Annotated in this window: 12 protein-coding genes and 2 pseudogenes; 7 read left to right on the top strand and 7 right to left on the bottom strand. The window is 69.8% G+C overall.

All coding sequences use genetic code 11. The annotated features are described in order from the left end of the window. Window positions 1-72 precede the first annotated feature (72 nt). Both OHA03_RS01950 and OHA03_RS01945 read right to left on the bottom strand, forming a co-directional pair. Window positions 73-2,295: an NADP-dependent isocitrate dehydrogenase gene (locus OHA03_RS01950; RefSeq protein WP_267000041.1), complete on the bottom strand. Its 2,223-nt coding sequence runs from the start codon at window positions 2,293-2,295 to the stop codon at window positions 73-75. A 97-nt stretch (window positions 2,296-2,392) separates the two neighbouring features. Further along, entirely contained in the window at window positions 2,393-2,740 is a 348-nt protein-coding gene (locus OHA03_RS01945; protein WP_267007893.1) for a helix-turn-helix transcriptional regulator, read from the bottom strand. Window positions 2,741-2,842: 102 nt separating this feature from the next. Here OHA03_RS01945 and OHA03_RS01940 point away from each other — a divergent pair, with 102 nt between their 5' ends. Then, a complete protein-coding gene (locus OHA03_RS01940; RefSeq protein WP_267000039.1) occupies window positions 2,843-3,832 on the top strand; it encodes a zinc-binding dehydrogenase in 990 nt (329 codons plus the stop codon). A gap of 137 nt (window positions 3,833-3,969) precedes the next feature. On the opposite strand, the gene OHA03_RS01935 is transcribed toward OHA03_RS01940, so the two are convergent. Both OHA03_RS01935 and OHA03_RS01930 read right to left on the bottom strand, forming a co-directional pair. Next, window positions 3,970-4,278 carry a hypothetical protein gene (locus OHA03_RS01935; protein WP_267000037.1) on the bottom strand — a complete coding sequence of 103 codons (309 nt, stop codon included), beginning with the start codon at window positions 4,276-4,278 and terminating at the stop codon, window positions 3,970-3,972. 234 nt (window positions 4,279-4,512) lie between these two features. Beyond that, window positions 4,513-4,719 (bottom strand): annotated as a pseudogene (locus OHA03_RS01930) (HSP18 transcriptional regulator); the annotation flags it as partial. A 280-nt stretch (window positions 4,720-4,999) separates the two neighbouring features. On the opposite strand from OHA03_RS01930, the gene OHA03_RS01925 reads away from it, so the two are divergent. The 5 genes from OHA03_RS01925 to OHA03_RS01905 all read left to right on the top strand — a co-directional run bounded on the left by OHA03_RS01925 (window position 5,000) and on the right by OHA03_RS01905 (window position 10,655). Continuing rightward, window positions 5,000-5,407 (top strand): DUF2795 domain-containing protein, encoded by a 408-nt coding sequence (locus OHA03_RS01925; protein ID WP_267000035.1) that lies wholly within the window; start codon window positions 5,000-5,002, stop codon window positions 5,405-5,407. 240 nt (window positions 5,408-5,647) lie between these two features. Then, the gene (locus OHA03_RS01920) at window positions 5,648-5,974 is read left to right on the top strand and encodes a plasmid stabilization protein (protein WP_267000033.1); all 327 of its coding nucleotides are present in this window, start codon (window positions 5,648-5,650) and stop codon (window positions 5,972-5,974) included. Between the two features lie 35 nt (window positions 5,975-6,009). Then, entirely contained in the window at window positions 6,010-6,843 is an 834-nt protein-coding gene (locus OHA03_RS01915) for a VOC family protein (protein WP_267000031.1), read from the top strand. A 73-nt stretch (window positions 6,844-6,916) separates the two neighbouring features. Then, complete coding sequence (locus OHA03_RS01910; protein ID WP_267000029.1) at window positions 6,917-9,367, top strand: SpoIIE family protein phosphatase; 2,451 nt, start codon at window positions 6,917-6,919, stop codon at window positions 9,365-9,367. Between the two features lie 139 nt (window positions 9,368-9,506). After that, complete coding sequence (locus OHA03_RS01905; protein ID WP_267000027.1) at window positions 9,507-10,655, top strand: PP2C family protein-serine/threonine phosphatase; 1,149 nt, start codon at window positions 9,507-9,509, stop codon at window positions 10,653-10,655. A gap of 158 nt (window positions 10,656-10,813) precedes the next feature. On the opposite strand, the gene OHA03_RS01900 is transcribed toward OHA03_RS01905, so the two are convergent. Continuing rightward, complete coding sequence (locus OHA03_RS01900) at window positions 10,814-11,602, bottom strand: VOC family protein (RefSeq protein WP_267000024.1); 789 nt, start codon at window positions 11,600-11,602, stop codon at window positions 10,814-10,816. A gap of 647 nt (window positions 11,603-12,249) precedes the next feature. Here OHA03_RS01900 and OHA03_RS01895 point away from each other — a divergent pair. After that, complete coding sequence (locus OHA03_RS01895) at window positions 12,250-14,337, top strand: SpoIIE family protein phosphatase (protein ID WP_267000022.1); 2,088 nt, start codon at window positions 12,250-12,252, stop codon at window positions 14,335-14,337. Between the two features lie 111 nt (window positions 14,338-14,448). Here OHA03_RS01895 and OHA03_RS01890 read toward each other — a convergent pair whose 3' ends face one another. Together OHA03_RS01890 and OHA03_RS01885 are read right to left on the bottom strand one after the other, a co-directional pair. Further along, window positions 14,449-16,647 carry a phosphocholine-specific phospholipase C gene (locus tag OHA03_RS01890; RefSeq protein ID WP_267000019.1) on the bottom strand — a complete coding sequence of 733 codons (2,199 nt, stop codon included), beginning with the start codon at window positions 16,645-16,647 and terminating at the stop codon, window positions 14,449-14,451. Between the two features lie 217 nt (window positions 16,648-16,864). Next, window positions 16,865-17,024 (bottom strand): annotated as a pseudogene (locus OHA03_RS01885) (IS5/IS1182 family transposase); the annotation flags it as partial. Between the last annotated feature and the right edge of the window lie 233 nt (window positions 17,025-17,257).

Raw genomic sequence — 17,257 nt, 5'->3', positions numbered from 1 at the left:
ATACGGCACCGCCCCGGCCGCACGGAAGTGCAGCCGGGGCGGAACGACCGCGGTCGTCGGGTGGCCCGAAGGTCAGCCGAGGGTCGCGATGGCCTCGTTGAACGTCGCCGACGGACGCATGGCGGCCGAGGCCTTGGCGGCGTCGGGGTGGTAGTAGCCACCGATGTCGACCGGCGAGCCCTGCACGGCGATGAGCTCGTCGACGATGGTCTGCTCCTGCTCGGTCAGCGTCTTGGCGAGACCGGCGAACGCCTCCGCGAGCTGCGGGTCGTCCGTCTGCTTCGCCAGCTCCTGGGCCCAGTACATGGCCAGGTAGAAGTGGCTGCCGCGGTTGTCGATGCCACCCAGCTTGCGGCTCGGCGACTTGTCCTCGTTGAGGAAGGTGCCGGTGGCGCGGTCGAGGGTGTCGGCGAGAACCTGGGCGCGCGCGTTGCCCGTGGTGGTCGCCAGGTGCTCGAAGCTGGCGGCCAGGGCGAAGAATTCGCCGAGGCTGTCCCAGCGCAGGTAGTTCTCCTTGACGAGCTGCTGGACGTGCTTCGGGGCGGAGCCGCCGGCGCCCGTCTCGAAGAGGCCGCCGCCGGCCATCAGCGGGACGATCGAGAGCATCTTGGCGCTGGTGCCCAGCTCCAGGATCGGGAACAGGTCGGTCAGGTAGTCACGCAGCACATTGCCGGTGACGGAGATGGTGTCCTCGCCACGGCGGATGCGCTCCAGGGAGAAGGCGGTGGCCTCGACCGGTGACATGATCTCGATCTGCAGACCGTCGGTGTCGTGGTCGGCGAGGTACGTCTTGACCTTGGCGATCATCTGCGCATCGTGGGCGCGGGTCTCGTCCAGCCAGAACACGGCCGGGACGCCGGTCGCGCGGGCGCGGGTGACCGCGAGCTTGACCCAGTCCTGGATCGGCAGGTCCTTCGCCTGGCAGGCGCGGAAGATGTCGCCCTGCGAGACCTGCTGCTCCAGCACGGCGTTGCCGGCCTGGTCGACGAGGCGCACGGTGCCCGTGGCGGGGATCTCGAAGGTCTTGTCGTGGCTGCCGTACTCCTCGGCCTTCTGCGCCATGAGGCCGACGTTCGAGACCGAGCCCATGGTGGCCGGGTCGAACGCGCCGTGCGCACGGCAGTCGTCGATGACGACCTGGTAGACGCCGGAGTAGCTGCTGTCCGGGAGGACGGCGAGGGTGTCGGCCTCCTTGCCGTCCGGGCCCCACATGTGGCCGGAGGTGCGGATCATGGCCGGCATGGAGGCGTCGACGATGACGTCGCTCGGGACGTGCAGGTTGGTGATGCCCTTGTCGGAGTCGACCATCGCGAGGGCCGGGCCCTCGGCCAGCTCGGCCTCGAAGGACGCCTTGATCTCGGCGCCCAGGTCGGGCACCGAGTCCAGACCCTTGAGGATGCCGCCGAGACCGTCGTTCGGGGACAGGCCCGCGGCGGCCAGCGTCTCGCCGTACTTGGCGAACGTCTTCGGGAAGAAGGCGCGGACCACGTGGCCGAAGATGATCGGGTCGGAGACCTTCATCATCGTGGCCTTCAGGTGCACGGAGAACAGCACGCCCTCGGCCTTGGCCCGGGCGATCTGCTCGGTCAGGAACTCGCGCAGCGGTGCGGCACGCAGGACGGACGCGTCCACGACCTCGCCCGCGAGGACCGGTACCGACTCGCGCAGCACGGTGGTGGTGCCGTCGTCGCCGACGAGTTCGATGCGCAGCGTGTCCGGCTCGGCGATCACGACGGACTTCTCGGTGGAGCGGAAGTCGTCGACGCCCATCGTCGCGACGTTCGTCTTCGAGTCGGCCGTCCAGGCGCCCATGCGGTGCGGGTGCGCCTTGGCGTAGTTCTTCACGGACGCGGGGGCGCGGCGGTCGGAGTTGCCCTCGCGCAGCACCGGGTTGACCGCGCTGCCCTTGATCTTGTCGTAGCGCGCGCGGACGTCCTTGTCCTCGTCCGTCTGCGGGTCGTCCGGGTAGTCCGGCAGTGCGTAACCCTGCTGCTGCAGTTCGGCGATCGCCGCCTTCATCTGCGGGATCGACGCCGAGACGTTCGGCAGCTTGATGATGTTCGCGCCGGGCGTCTTGGCCAGCGCGCCGAGCTCGGCGAGAGCGTCATCGATGCGCTGGTTCTCGTCGAGGCGCTCGGGGAACGCGGCGATGATCCGTCCCGACAGGGAGATGTCGCGGTTCTCCACGGTGACCCCGGCCGTCGAGGCGTACGCCTCGATCACGGGCAGGAACGAGTACGTGGCCAACGCCGGGGCCTCGTCGGTGTGCGTATAGATGATGGTCGAGTCAGTCACCGGGTGCTCCGCTCCACGTCTGCAACATTGCTTGACATCAAGATATCCCGTGACGGCCATTCGTTCGACAGGGCCCTGCCCCGACCGGTGGCAGAAATCACCGACGAGGGCTGTCGGCGCGCAGGACCAGTTCGAGGAGACCGGGGAAGCGCGCGTCGAACTCCTCCCGTCGTAGTCGGTTGACCCGCTTGGGCCCCTGATCGCGCTGTTCGACCAGGCCGGCGCCGCGCAGCACGGAGAAGTGGTGGCTGAGCGCAGCCTTGCCGACCGGCACGTCGAAGCTGCCGCAGCTGCGTGTCCACTCCGGGGAGCCGCCCAGCTCGCGGACCAGCTGAATGCGCACGGGATCGGCCAGCGCGGACAGTGCGGCCAGGAGGGGAACCTCGTCCGGATCGGTGTGTACGGGGGCGGGGCGGTGTCCGCTGCCTGTCGTGGGGTCCTCCATGCCGCTCTCCTCGTTGCGTCCGGCGCCACTTGCCAAGTGTTCGATGGCGATCATACAGTCCGAGTGTTCGCTTTTCATTGAACACTCGTGGAGGGGTCTTCCATGCGCGCTGTCGAGTTCCAGGAGTACGGCGGTCCCGAAGTGCTGAAGGTGGTGCGGGCCGACATCCCCGAACCGGGACCTGGCCAGGTCAGCGTCGACGTCGCCTACGCGGGAGTGAACTTCGCGGACCTCAAGGCGCGGTCCGAGGGATACCGGGTGGAGACCCTGCCCCACGTCCCCGGGCTGGAGGTCTCGGGGCGCGTCCGCGCTGTCGGTCGCGGGGTCGAGGGGCTGCGTCCGGGGCAGGAGGTCGCGGCGCTCACCGGCGGCGGCGCCTACGCGGAGGTCGTGGTTGCCGAGGCCGCCACCGTCTTCCCGCTCCCGAAGGGGGTGGACCTGCGGGCCGCGGCCGCACTGCCCACCGTGCTGCCGACCGCGCATGCGCTGCTGCACGAGGTGGGTCGGCTGCGCGCCGGCGAGAGCGTGCTGGTGCACGGTGCTGCGGGCGGTGTCGGCACCGTCGCCGGGCAGTTGGCCCGGGCAGCCGGAGCGGGCGCGGTGTACGGCGTCGTCTCCTCCGCGGCCAAGGCCGCATACGCACGCGAGTACGGCTACGACGAGGTGTTCGTGGGCGACGCCTTCGCGGACGGGATCCGGCGTGCCACCGGCGGCAGGGGAGTGGATCTGGTGCTCGATCCGGTGGGCGGCGACACTCTCCGCCGCGGTCTCGGCGTGCTGGCCGTCTTCGGGCGACTGGTGTCGTTCGGCAACGCGAGCGGGGCCGAGCCCTGGCAGGTCGGACCGGCCGAGCTCATGGGGCAGGGCGGCTCGGTCGCGGGCTTCTCCATCCTGTCGCTCGCGCGGACCGCGCCCGAGGTTCTGCGCCCGCTCGTCGAACGCGCGTTCCGTACCGTCGTGGACGGCGTCGTGGACGTGCCGATCAGCGCGGAGTTCTCGCTGTCCGCGGCGGCCGACGCCCACACGCTGATGGGTGGACGCACCTCGACGGGCAAGCTGCTGCTGCGGGTGGCCGAGCAGCCGGAGCGCTGATCGACGGGTCGCGCCGAGAAGTCGCCCGTGGCCGGGTGGACCTCCGCTGCGCACACCGTCGTAGCCCGCCGCGTCGTGCAGCGGGCGCGGGAACGAGATCGGCGGTGCGCTCTCTGCGATGCAGGGGCAGCAGGCGATCACGCCGTCCGGCTCACGGCGGGGCCTGCGCCTTTGACCTCGGTCCAGTTCGGGGAGTGGGGTCCGGATGACGGGTGCGAGGAGGTCACCTCGGCCGGCCAGCGGGCACCGGAGTCGAGGATCAGGGTCACGCAGCCCCGGAGCAGCAGTGCTTCGCCACCGGGGGCTGTGAGCCGGGCTGTCCATCGAGGCGTGTCGATGGGCCCGGCGGTGTCGTCGGGGTTCTCATCGAGCGAGACCTCGGCCCACACGCGGACTGTTGAGTCGTCCGCCAACTTCACCGTTGCCAGTCCCTCGTACGGGTTCATGGAACCAGTCTCGGTCGGCATCCGTACCGTTGCCCCTCGGGATCGGCCCGCCGGAGCCCGGCGTACTCGCTTCGGCGGTCAAGGCCGGGCGGGATGACGGTCGCGGCTGCGATTTGCGCAGCCGGGCGGGCTCGTTCAGGCCTCTTGGCGTCGGACGGTGGCGTTCCGGCGCAGTTGGCCGGTGTGGTGGGTGATGGAGTCGATCCGGCCTGCGAGGTCGCGGTGGTCGGCGCGCGCGAGCTGTTCGCGCACCTCGCGCAGCAGCAGGAGCGAGGCCAGCACCTGCTCGCGTCCCGCGAGTGAAGAGGGCGGTGTCCCGTCCCGGGCGCGGGCGCCGCGCACGGCTGCGTCGATGGCTTCCAGCGCCGCTGCGGCGGCGAGGAAGGAAAGCGCGCCCGGATCCGGGTACCGGGACGCATCGCGCGGGGCTGCTGTGGGCACCGTGCTCTCCTGCGAAGTCACGTCATCGACTGGACGACATCCAATTTGTCATCCAATGGATGACTTTGCCACAGCGGATGTCAGGTGAAACGCATGGGGGAGCACACCGGCGCCGAGCGCGACGAAAGCAGGTGCTGCCCCTGCGCCACCGGATCGCCGGGCGCGCCGAGCCCCACAAGATCGCAAGATCGCCATCGACGGACACGCAGAGCACAATGAGATCCAAGGCTGAGCGAGGTCGCGCCTGTGCCAGCGACGGAGGCCTAGGAGGTGCTTGACCATGGAGCGAGGAAGCAGCCAGGTCAGTCCGTGGATGGACGACGAGAGAAAGCACGAGCTCAAGGACTATCTGAGGTCCGGACACCCCACCCACACCGTGGAGTCGTACGACCCCGAGCCGGCGGCCGACGACGATGTGAGGGTGGACGTCGGCGGTCCCGTTCCGCCGCCCGGTGCAGGAAGGGACCGGGCGCGTGCCGAGGCCGAGGCCGGACGGCTCAGGTCCGACCTGGCACGGCATCTGAACCGCAGCGACTTCCCGGCCGACCGCAAGTCACTCCTGCGGACCCTGGCCGAGGAGCATGTGCCGGACCCACTGCTCGAAGCCGTACGGGACCTGCCCGCGGACGAGCGGTACGGGAACGCCGGGCAGATCGTCCGGGCCCTGGGTTACCGGCCCCGCGTGTGAACGCGCACGGCGGGAATGTGCTTGCAGAGCTCGGAGTTCGTGCGGCCATCGGTACCTGTCGGTGCGTGAACCTGCCGGGGGCGGCGACGGATTGGCGGACAGGAGTCCGGTGGCGTACGGGGCGTTGTGGGCGTATGGGTGGAGTGCGTGCGGCGGCTCGGTAGGGGACGTCGCACGGCGCGAGGGAATCGCCACCCGGGCTGCCGCGCGCAGGGCCGGATGCAGGAAGGGAACGATGTGATGCCGGCAGGATCGAGTCGTAAGCGGGAGCGGCAGTACGAGCACATCAAGGAGAGTGCCCAGGAACGTGGTGCCTCCGAGGAGCGCGCGAAGGAACTCGCCGCGCGCACCGTCAACAAGGAGCGGGCCCGCGCGGGAGAGGCGAAGACGGCGAGCAGGATCTCCCTGCGCGATCCGCAATCCGCCCCACAGCGTGGTGGTGAGCGGTCCCGTCGCGGAGCGCAGGGGTCCACGAAGGACCAGCTCTACGAAGAGGCGAAGAAGAAGCACGTCGAGGGCCGCTCGACGATGAACAAGCAGGAGTTGCGCGAGGCACTCGGCCGCTGACAGCGCATCGTGCGGGGGGCGAGGAGACAACGCTGATGACGCCCACAGGGCATGTCATGCCGGTGTGCGGAACACCGTGCTGGGTCAACCTCATGACCCGCAACCTGCGCGCCACGCAGGACTTCTACTCGGCCGTTCTGGGATGGGAGTTCCGGCCGGGCAGCCTGGGAACGGGCTTCTCGGTCGCCCTCGCCCACGGGCGGCCGGTGGCCGGGATGGGTGAAGCGGCCGGCGGGCGGCCGGTGGGCGGGTCGTGGACCCCGTACTTCGCCGTGGCGGACGCGGACGCGACCGCGGCCCGGGTCCGTGAGCGCGGCGGCACCGTCGCCGTCGGTCCGGTGCGATTCCCCCTGGGCCGGGGCGCGGTGGCAGCCGACCGCGACGGGGCCGTCTTCGGCTTCTGGGAAGGCCGGGCGCTTCGCTGGTCGGACGAGCACGGCAACCCACCGGCCTTTCTCGAACTGCGCACCCGGGACGCGTTCGACGCCGCCATCTTCTACGCACAGATCTTCGACTGGGCCTCCGGCGAACCCGGCGGCTGCGAGGTCGCCTACGCCTACGAGAACGACACCGTCACCGTGCGGCAGGTCAAGAACACCGTGGCCACCGTGCGCGGAGGCGGCGTCGGGGAATCTCCCGACCCCCGCGTGCGGCCACGCTGGCACGTGCACTTCCGGGTCGACGACGTGGAACCGGTCATCGCCGCCGCACGCGGGGCAGGAGGAACCGCCACTCCCCTGGCTCCGTCCCCGGGCGGCGGGACCGAGTCCGTCATCAGCGACCCCGGTGGAGGTCTCTTCACCGTCTCCACCGGATCGGTGCCGGCCGGGCCGGTGACCAAGAAAGGCTCATTCGGACACGGCGGATGATAATCGGGAGTGCGTTCGCGAGCAGGACTGTCTTGGAAAGGTCTCTGAGGACGACACGGCAAGGACGGGGTGCATGGCACCGGACACACACCACACCGAGGTCGGCAGTGCGTCCGGCAGCCCGTTCGCTGCCACTCGAGCGGCCGCAGCGGTGATGGACGCCCGCGGGGTTCTCGTCGGGTGGAGTGCGGGTGCAGAGCAGCTGCTGGGCTACGAAGCCGCCGAGGTTCTGGGGCAGCCTGCTGCGTCCCTGCTCGCCGCTGCCGGGCGCGCAGCAGTCCTCAGGGCGGCCGCCCTGAGCCACGAGGCGGCGCAGGGGCGGCAGATCGGTGCCACTCTGCGCTGCAAGGACGGGCGAGACCAAGCTGTGGCTCTGCGGGCACACCCCTGGGTGGGCCCGGACGAGGCACGGTTCTGGCTGCTGCTGGCCGCCGAGGAGGCCGAGACACGGCGGTGGGAGGAAGACTTCGCGGTACTGTCCGGCCTGTTCAACCAGTCACCGGTCGGTCTGCTGGTCTCCGACACCGATCTCCGCTGCACCCGGCGCAATCTGGCACTGGAGCGGATGACCGGTGTGCCGATCGGGCAGCGGCTGGGCAAGCGGATCAGCGAGGCGCTGCCCGACCTGAACGCCGCCGAGATCGAGACGGTGATGAAACGCGTCCTGGCCACCGGCGAACCGGTGCTCGACTTCATCCAACGCGGCCTCACCCCGGCCGATCCCAGCCGCGAGCACGTCTGGTCCACCGGGATCTTCCGGCTCCAGGACTCCGAGGGAACGGCGCTCGGACTGTGCCACGCGGTCGTCGACATCACCGATGCCCACCGGGCCAGGGAGCGGATGCAGCTGATCAACGAGGCGAGCATACGTATCGGCACCACCCTGGATGTGGGGCGCACCGCAAAGGAACTGGCCGAGGTGGCGCTCCACCGACTGGCGGACAGCGTGACGGTGGATCTGCTGGACTCGGTGCTCCGGGGTGACACACCCACGCCCGGCCCGGCCGACCAGGGCCTCACATTGCGTCGGGCGGCCCACGAGACCGTTCCCGAGTCGACGCGGCCACCGAAGGCGTTGGCCGTGGGCGAACTGAGCCGATTCGGTCCGGCCTCGCCCCAGGCCCTGTGCATGGCCGATCTCGAGGCGAAATTCATCGCTCACCTGGACCTCACGGCGCCGTGGCTGGACGAGGATCCCAAGCGGGCTGCGATCATCCGTGCCACCAGGCTCCACTCGCTCATCGCCGTACCCCTGACCGCGCGGAACGTCCTGATGGGCGTGGCCACGTTCTACCGCTGGCGGGATCCCGAGCCCTTTGACGACGACGACGTCACCTTGGCCGCCGAACTGGCATCCCGGGCCGCTCTCTGCATGGACAACGCCCGCCGCTACACGCGCGAACACAAGACCGCCCTGGCCCTGCAGCGCAGCCTGCTCCCGCAGTGCCTGCCGGTCCTCAACGCGGTGGAGGTCGCCGGCCGCTACCAGCCCGCCGGCTCGGACACCGATCTGGGCGGGGACTGGTTCGATGTGATCCCACTGTCCGGGGCCCGGGTCGCCCTGGTGGTGGGGGATGTGCCCGGACACGGAGTGCAGGCCTCGGCCACCATGGGGCGGCTGCGCGCCGCGGTGCACACCCTGGCCGACCTGGACCTGCCGCCTGACGAACTGCTCACCCATCTCGACGACCTGGTGGCCCGCCTCACCGAGGAAGAAGGTGGGGGCCGCGACGAACCCCACGCCGACGGGCCGGCGATCGGGGCAACCTGTCTGTACGCGGTGTACGACCCCGCCGAGCGGCGCTGCACGCTCGCCAGTGCCGGCCACTATCCGCCCGCTGTGGCGGGCCCCGGCGGCAGCGTCGACTTCCCGGAGGTGCCCGCAGGGCCTCCGCTGGGTCTGGGGGGACTGCCGTTCGAGACGACCGAACTGGACCTTGCCGAGGGCAGCCTGCTCGTCCTGTACACCAACGGGCTGATCCTGGCCCGGGACCAGGACATCGACATCGGCCTGGACTCGCTGCGCCGCATCCTGTCCCAACCGGAGCCCGCGCTCGAAGACATCTGCGATCAGCTGATCGCGGCGCTGCTGCCGTTCCGGCCGCCGGACGATGTCGCGCTGCTGGTCGCCCGCACCCGGGCACTCGGCCCGGACCGGGTGGCTTCCTGGGATCTGCCGTTGGATCCCGCCATCGTGGTGGACGCGCGGGCCGCGGCCACCCGGCAGCTGGACCTGTGGGGGCTGCAGGACCTCTCGTACGTCGCCGAACTGGTGGTCAGCGAGCTGGTCACCAACGCCATCCGGTACGGCAAGCCGCCCATCCGGCTACGCCTGATCCACGATCAGAGCCTCATCTGCGAAGTGTCCGACGGCAACAGCACGGCCCCGCACCTGCGCCGGGCCCACACCGACGACGAGGGCGGTCGCGGCCTGTTCCTCGTCGCCCAGCTCACCGACCACTGGGGCACCCGCTACGCCGCACGTGGCAAGATCATCTGGGCCGAGCTGTGCCTTTCGCAGTGAGTCGGTGGGACTCGGGACGCGGCCGTGCGCGCGGATACGCCTGCTCGACGACTGCCGCCAGGCGGTCTTCCCCGCCTGGCCAGGTCTTCGTGGTGTGCCCCGCTCGTCAGCCTCCCTCGGACGGTGCACTGTGGAAGCTATGGGAGGTGGGCAGCGTTCTGCCGGTTGGCGGCCATGGCAGTCGAGCCATGCGCTGCTGGTGATCCCGATCGCGCTCATCGTGGTGATCACGGTCGTGGACATCCTGGTCCCGGCCGACGTGCACCTCGGCCCGCTGCTGGTCATCGCACCGGCGATCACCGCCTCGTTCGCCGGTCCCCGGCTGACCGGTGCGATCGGACTCCTCGCCGTGGCTGCCCAGGCTTACATCGGCTGGCACTTCGGCGCGTATTTCTCCCGCAACGTGGTGGTGCAGGTCGTCGCGCTGGCGGTGCTCTCATGTCTGATCGTGTGCTTCTGCGTGGTGCGCGAACGGCGCGAACGGAAGCTGGCGCAGGTGCGGTCGGTGGCCGAGGCCGCGCAGCACGTGCTGCTGTGGCCCCTCCCGGACCGGATCGGTCCACTGCGGACTGCCTGCCTGTACCTGGCCGCCGAGGACGAGGCCGAGATCGGTGGTGACCTGTACGCGGCGACCCGCACCGACGGCAGTACCCGAGTGATGATCGGGGATGTGCGGGGCAAGGGCCTGGCGGCCATCGGAGAGGCCGCACTGCTCCTCGGCGCCTTCCGCGAGGCCGCCCACCAGCACACGTCCCTGCCCGCACTGGCCGACGCCCTGGATCAGAGCGTGGACCGCTACCAGGCAGAATTCTCCGAGCCGGAGGGTGAGGTCGGGGAACGCTTCGTCACCGCCCTGCTGCTGGAGATCCCCGACGACGACCACATCACCCGGATGACCGGCTGCGGGCACCCCCCGCCCCTGCTGCTCAGCCCCGGCCACTCCGTCACCGTCCCGAGTCTGCATCCCGCGCCCCCGCTGGGGCTCGGCCTGACGCGACCCGCCCACACCCTTGACGTGTTCACCTTCGAGGTCGGAGACACCCTCGTCCTGTACACCGACGGCGTCATCGAGGCCCGTGACCGGGCCGGTGACTTCTATCCGTTCACGCAGCGCGCGGCACAGTGGACCGAGTGCAACCCCAAGGCGCTCCTGCACCACATCCGGCGTGATCTCCTCGCCCACGCCGGCGGACGCCTCGGTGACGACGCCGCCCTCATCGCGATCCACCGACCACCCGCCCACCACTGGGACCGCCCGCACGGAAAGATCATCCATGTTGACGAGTGACGCCACGGCTCCGGAAGCGACCGCGGGGATGAGCGCGGCGAGCGGCTGCCGCAGCAGCAGAGCGGGACCGATCCTGCCGCTCGGCGTCCTTCGTGGTCGGTCCGCGGCCGACGAGCGGCCGCGGACCGGAGCAGGGAGGGGCGGCGGTTCCCCCTCGCTCAGGTGATCTTGGGCATCTCACCCTTCGTTGTCTTGAGGTCGATCACGGAAAAGGCCGCGCCCTGCGGGTCGGAGACGGCCGCGAAGCGGCCGAACGGGCTGTCGTGCGGGCCGAAGTGCACGTGGCCGCCGTGCTTGGTGACGGTGGCGATCGCGTCGTCGCAGTTGTCGACAGCGAAGTAGACGTTGACGTACGGAGGGACCTCGGCCGGCCAGTCCTTCGTCATCTTCATCCGGCCGAGCGCGGTGTCGTCATCGAGGGCGTAGAGCTTGAAGTCGATGGCCTCGTCCTGCATGGTCTTTACGCCGTAACCGAAGACAGCGGGGAAGAAGCCGTCGGCCTTCTCGGCATCGCGTGTGGTGACCTCGGCCCAGCAGAACGCGCCGGCCTCGCCCTGCTTCTCGAAGCCCTCGTGCGTGCCCGCCTGCCAGACGCCGAAGACGACGCCGCTCGGGTCCTTGGCCATCAGCATCTTGCCGAACTCGCCGACGGACATGGGCTCCATCATCAACTCGCCGCCATTGTCGCGGATCTTGGCGGCGGCGGCGTCGACGTCCGACGAGGAGATGTAGATGCTCCAGGCCGGCGGGCCTTCCCAGCCGGGCATCTGGGGGGAGAGGGCGGCGACATTCTTGCCGCCCGAGTACGCCTGCGTGTAGTTGCCGTACTCCTCCGACGACTCGCCGAAGGTCCAGCCCAGCAGTTCACCGTAGAAGCCCTTGGCGGCCTCCAGGTCGGGGAACATCGCGTCGGCCCAACAGGGCGCGCCTTCAGGTCTTGCGGCCATGGTCTTACTGCCTCCTGGTCGAGGGACATGACTGGTGACTGGCCGGCCACGCTATTCGTTGTTCGTGCCCTCCGACTGGCAAAGAATTCGAACATATGGTCAATTCTTTTGTTGTGGGCCGACGCGGCGTCGCGGCCGCCTCGGCGGCGCCGGGGGATGCTCCACCGGTGGCGATCGGGAGTACCGCATCCCGGTCCTCTGTCCGGCCGGCGTCAGGCCGACGAGGGGACCCTGACTGCCTGTGCGGAATCGGCGTCCCAACTTCAGCAAGTCCATGAGGAGTTGGGGCGGTCCAGTGGTGAGGATCGGTACGCGGAGGACACGTCGGTGCAGTTGGTGCTGAACCGGCGCGACCTCCACGCCCCGTGACTTCGCGTCCCGGTCGCCGTCCGGGATCGAGGCCGCCACGGTTCTCGTGGACGACGTCGGCGGAGCCCGCGCGGCCGCCGCGCAACCGCCGGCCGAAGGGCGCATCGGCTGGGCTCGGTCCGACGGCCCCGTACGGACGGATGTGTGTTCGATCGATCCGGGGGACCATGGAAACCGAAGCACTCAGTGAACAGGGGGACGGGCCGCAGGTAAGTGGTCGGGCCACGGACCGGGGCGTGGGAGGGTCCACGCGGCCAGCCGACGGAAGGAGTGCCCGGGTGAGCGAGGTCGAAGGGGGCGTGGCTGACGCCGGTCGGCCGGAGGCGCGGTCGTCGCAGCCGAGCGGGCTGGTGGACCTCCTCGGTTTCGCCGCGCTGCTGCTGGACGGCGATGGGCGGATCGTCCTGTGGAGCCCGCAGGCCGAGAAAGTGTTCGGCTATGCCGCTGATGAGGTGCTCGGGCGGTACGCGGTGCAGGTGCTCGTCCATGAACAGCACTGGGAACTGATGATCAAGCTGTTCGCCCACGTCATGGGGACCGGTGAGAGCTGGGCCGGAGCGTTCCCCATCCGGCACAAGGACGGCAGTGCCCGTCTGGTGGAGTTCCGTAACACGAGGCTGCTGGACGACCGCGGCGACTTCTACGCCCTCGGGCTCGCTACCGACGAGTCGACGTTGCGTGAGGTGGAGCGGGATGTCGCACTGTCCACCCGGCTGATCTCCCAGTCCCCCATGGGGCTGGCGATCCTCGACACCGACCTGCGGTACGTGTCCGTCAACCCCGCCTTGGAGCGGATGCACGGCATACCCGCGGATGACCACCTCGGCCGGCACTACCGCGAGATCATGACCTCCTCGAAGTTCGAGGTGGTCGAGTCCGCGATGTGGCAGGTCCTGGAGACCGGGATCCACATGGTCGAGCGGTCCACCGTCGTCGGCCGCAGCCCCGCCGACCCGGAGCACGAGCATGCCTGGTCGATCTCGTTGTACCGGCTGGAGGACCCCCAGGGGCGGGTCCTCGGGGTGGCCGAACTGGTGGTGGATGTCACCGACCGGCATCAGGCAGCCATGGAGGCTGCCAGGGCCCGGCGGCGTCTGGCCCTGATCGCCGACAGCTCCGTGCGCATCGGCACCACCTTGGAGGTGGAAAAGACCGCCCGGGAGCTGGCCGAGGTCACCGTTCCCGAGCTCGCCGACGTGGTCGCGGTCGACGTCCTGGATTCCGTCCTGGAAGACTGTCACCTGGCAGCTCGCGACGGCCCCGCGCTCTTTCGCGCCCTCGCGGTCAAGGCCGCATACCCGACCGAAGCCGCTGAGGCCGCCGACCCACCCGGCCACCTGGCCGCTTACGGCACCGGCCGACTGGCCACCGAATGCGTACGCACCGGCCGCCCGATCCTGATCACCCGAGCGGATGACAACGACCTGGCGCGCATCGCCCGCGACGACCACGCCGCTGCCCTGCTGGCCCGCGCCGGCGTGCACTCCTACATCGCGGTCCCACTCACCGCGCGCGGCCAGATCCTCGGCTTCCTGGGCCTCACCCGTGCGCGCAACCCGCTGCCCTTCGACGAGGACGACCTCGCCCTCGCCGGTGAGCTGGCCTCTCGCACCGCCATGTGCATCGACAACGCCTGCTCGCACCAGAGGGTGCGCAACGCCGCCGAGACCCTGCAGCGCAGCCTCCTTCCGGAACACCCGCCCCGCCTTCCCGGCCTGCAGGTTGCCTCCCGGTACCGGCCCGCACAGGCCGCATTCGAGGTCGGCGGCGACTGGTACGACGTCCTGCCGCTCGATGGCGACAAGACCGCACTCGTTGTGGGCGACGTCATGGGCAGCGGCATCGGCGCTGCCGCCACCATGGGCCGTCTGCGTGCCGCCACCAGTGCCTTCGCCGACCTCGACCTCGACCCCGCCGAGGTTCTTCAGCACCTGGACAAGATCACCTCGGGACTGGGGCACCCCATCGCCACCTGCGTGTACGCCGTTTACGACCCACACCGCGCCGAGTGCCACATCGCCACCGCCGGCCACCTTCCCCCCGTCCTCGTGCGCAGCGGAAAGCATCCGGAACTGCTCGACCTGCCCACCGGCATCCCGTTGGGAGCGGGTGGCGTCTCCTTCGAGACCACCACCTTCGACCTCGGCCTCGGCGACCAGCTGGTCCTGTACACCGACGGACTGGTCGAAACCCGCCACGACCCCATCGACAGACGCCTGAAGACTCTCCTTCGCGTGCTGGACGCGCCCGACCGTTCCCTGGAGAAAACCTGCGACCGGCTCCTTCAGGAGCTGCGGCGTCTCGACGGCCCCGATGACGTCGCCCTGCTCATCGCCCGGACGCAGCCCTTGAGGCCCACGGCGTGAAACTCCCGGGAACGATGTCGGAGAGATCTGAGCCCACCGGGGTGCGCACCGGTTGTGATGCGAGCTACCCGGGCGCCGCAGGGTGTGTCTCTGCGACGCCCGGGGCCGGTATCAGTTGGCGCCTACGGCACTCTCCGCCTGCTGGATGTGGGCTGCCATGGCCGGGTCGCTGATGCCGTCCCCGCCGGTTTCCACGCGGCCGGCGAAGCGGCGCTCGAGCGACGAGCCGTCCACGGTGACGGTGAAGTCGTACCAGTGACCGCTCGGGTTCAGCGACCAGCGCCGCTCGACTTCCTTGCGGGACGGCACATGGATCGTCCGGGGCTCGGTGAAGCGGTAGGCGTGGGGCTCGACGTGCAGCGTGACCGCCTTCGGTCCGGGATTGTGCACGGTGACGAGGACGGACTTGCCGTGACGGTCGTACCGGACCCGGAGCTCCGGGTTGGCCTTGGAGGCCGTATTCCCGGTGAAGGAACGGAAGAAGCCGCCCGGACCGTGGACCTCGAGGTCGTACGCGCCCGAGTCCGTGGCCGTGGCGTCCCACACGTCGGCGAGCCGCTTCCCGGCCTCGACGGTGTAACGCCGCGGGATCCGGTCGAGATGAAGCCTGTCGTACACGTGGAAGACGGCACCCTTGTGACCGGAGTTGAGGAACTGGAGGGTGACCGTGCCCGTGCCGTGGTCGGTGGAGGCGTCGGTGTGGAGTTCGTACGGCAGCGCGCGGGAGTAGCGCGTCCCGCGCTCCTGGAACAGCGGCTCCGGTGCCGCCGGCGCCTTCGGTGAAGGCATGGTGCGCTGGTGGGCGTCGGAGGCGGCCCAGTCGCTCTGGTCGGGGAGTTCCGGGAACCGCTGCTTGTTCGGGTGCTTGAAGTCGAACGCCGAGCTGAGGTCACCGGAGACGGCGCGGTGCCACGGGCTGATGGCGTCGATCTGGACGCCGAAGCGCTGCTCGAGGAACATGCCGACCGAGGTGTGGTCGAACACCTCGGAGTCGACCCAGCCGCCCCGGCTCCACGGGGAGACGACGTAGAGCGGCACGCGCGGGCCCATGCCCCACGGGCGAGTCGTACCGGTGACCGTGTCGTCGGCCTTGAGCCACGACGACGGCTTGCCGGACGCGTCGAAGTACTCGCCGTCCACCGGGACCGTCGACTGGCCGGCGAGGGTGCCGTCGAGGTTGTACGACGGGACGGCCGGTGCAGGGACGTGGTCGAAGAGGCCGTCGTTCTCGTCGAAGGTGAGCAGGAAGACGGTCTTGCTCCACACCTCCGGGTTGGCGGTCAGCGCGTCCAGCACGTCGGCGGTGAAGTTGCCACCGTGCGTCGGGCTGGAACCCGCGCCGGGGTGCTCGGAGTTGGAGGCGGTCGTCAGCACCCAGGAGACCTGCGGCAGGGTGTCCTCGAGCACGTCCTGGCGGAGCCGGTCCAGGAAGTCGGGGCCACCGGTCATGCCGTGCTCGTACACCGGCGTGCCCGGCTGGGCGTTGCGGAAGCTCTCGAACGCCAGGCAGCCGTTCATCGCGCCGGTCCAGTTGTCGTTCATGTCCTGGTAGATGTGCCAGCTGATGCCGGCGCGCTCCAGTACATCCGGGATGGTGTCCCAGGTGAACGCGTTGCTCGCGTACTTGTAGGTCTGCGGCCACGCGTCCGGCACCCACTTGCCGGTGATCCAGCACCGGAGGTTGTTGGGCTCGGACTGGTCGGGGCCGGAGTTGACGCCCTGGCGGCCGAGTTCGGGGTTGAAGTTGGAACCCGACCAGAACGTGATGCGGTTGGGGTCGGTGCCGGTGGTGATGGAGCAGTGATAGGAGTCGCAGATGGTGAACGCCTCGGCGAGGGCGAACTGGAACGGGATGTCGTCGCGCCGGTAGTACCCCATGGAGTACTCGGTCTTGTACTTCGGCCAGTGACCGAGCTTGCCCTGGTTCCACGCGGCCTGCGCGTCGGCGAAGGAGTGCGGCGTCGAGGGGATGAGCAGGGCGCTGGAGCGCTCGGGGTCGAGGTGGTACGGCGGGATCTCCCGCGCGCCGTCGGACTGGTACCAGACCGGCTTGCCGCTCTCGAGCGGGATCGGGAACCGGTCGCCGAAGCCGCGCACGCCGCGCATCGTGCCGAAGTAGTGGTTGAAGCCGCGGTTCTCCTGCATCAGGATCACGACGTGCTCGACGTCCTTGATGGTTCCCGTGCGGACGGCCGCGTCGACGGCGAGGGCCCGGCTGATGGATCCGGGGAGCACGGACGCGGCGGCTGCCGCCCCCAGAGTCGTGGCCGACCGGCGGAGAAAGTCGCGTCTACTGGTTGGTGAGGGCATGACACATTCCTTCGCTCAGTGGAGGGGCTGCGCCCGGACAGGAACCGTCTCCGGAAACACATCGGCCTCCGGGGTCGGGTGCTTCCCGTCTGGTGACGGCTGCAGCCAGCACAGGCTAGGAAGGGATGATGAACCCGGACCGACCGTGCGGAAGATCGGCATGAACAGCGCTGAACACGGCGCCGGGCCAGGTCCGGCGATGGTGGCTGCGGCAGCCGCTCAGCCACGCCACCGTGCGTTCTACCGTCCAACGGTGGCGTCCCAGTTGCTGTGAAGACTCCACACCTTTGCGCGCGATGCGAGGTGTGATGTTGCGTGAACGGAGCCACTTGCGCAGGTGGTTGTAGTCGTATTTGGAGTTCGGCAGGGCGGCGCCGACGCGGGCCGCGGGGCGAGCAGATCGGCGGGATGGCGCACCGCGACCGGTCCAGCTTCCCGAGGGCGCCGAGTTCGTCCAGAGCCAGGCGGTGGAGCTTGGCCCGCACCCGCGCGGCAGTCCACTCGGTGAACCGCCGGTGGACGGTCTGCCATGAGGTACCGAAGACCGGCCGCGGCAGCGCACACGCGTGAGCCCAGTCACTTTCGGTCAATCGTTGCGCATGGCTTTCAC

It is taken from the genome of Streptomyces sp. NBC_00154 (genome assembly GCF_026342835.1).
Classification (GTDB): Bacteria; Actinomycetota; Actinomycetes; order Streptomycetales; family Streptomycetaceae; genus Streptomyces.
The sequence above is the reverse complement of the archived record's forward strand: the minus strand, read 5'-3'. Positions and strand labels throughout refer to the sequence as shown.

What these genes read in the sequence shown, in the direction of transcription:
- OHA03_RS01945 (WP_267007893.1), bottom strand. Translation starts at nt 2,740, where the DNA reads ATGGAGGACCCCACGACAGGCAGCGGACACCGCCCCGCCCCCGTACAC.
- OHA03_RS01940 (WP_267000039.1), top strand. Translation starts at nt 2,843, where the DNA reads ATGCGCGCTGTCGAGTTCCAGGAGTACGGCGGTCCCGAAGTGCTGAAG.
- OHA03_RS01935 (WP_267000037.1), bottom strand. Translation starts at nt 4,278, where the DNA reads ATGAACCCGTACGAGGGACTGGCAACGGTGAAGTTGGCGGACGACTCA.
- OHA03_RS01925 (WP_267000035.1), top strand. Translation starts at nt 5,000, where the DNA reads ATGGAGCGAGGAAGCAGCCAGGTCAGTCCGTGGATGGACGACGAGAGA.
- OHA03_RS01920 (WP_267000033.1), top strand. Translation starts at nt 5,648, where the DNA reads ATGCCGGCAGGATCGAGTCGTAAGCGGGAGCGGCAGTACGAGCACATC.
- OHA03_RS01915 (WP_267000031.1), top strand. Translation starts at nt 6,010, where the DNA reads ATGACGCCCACAGGGCATGTCATGCCGGTGTGCGGAACACCGTGCTGG.
- OHA03_RS01910 (WP_267000029.1), top strand. Translation starts at nt 6,917, where the DNA reads ATGGCACCGGACACACACCACACCGAGGTCGGCAGTGCGTCCGGCAGC.
- OHA03_RS01905 (WP_267000027.1), top strand. Translation starts at nt 9,507, where the DNA reads ATGGGAGGTGGGCAGCGTTCTGCCGGTTGGCGGCCATGGCAGTCGAGC.
- OHA03_RS01900 (WP_267000024.1), bottom strand. Translation starts at nt 11,602, where the DNA reads ATGGCCGCAAGACCTGAAGGCGCGCCCTGTTGGGCCGACGCGATGTTC.
- OHA03_RS01890 (WP_267000019.1), bottom strand. Translation starts at nt 16,647, where the DNA reads ATGCCCTCACCAACCAGTAGACGCGACTTTCTCCGCCGGTCGGCCACG.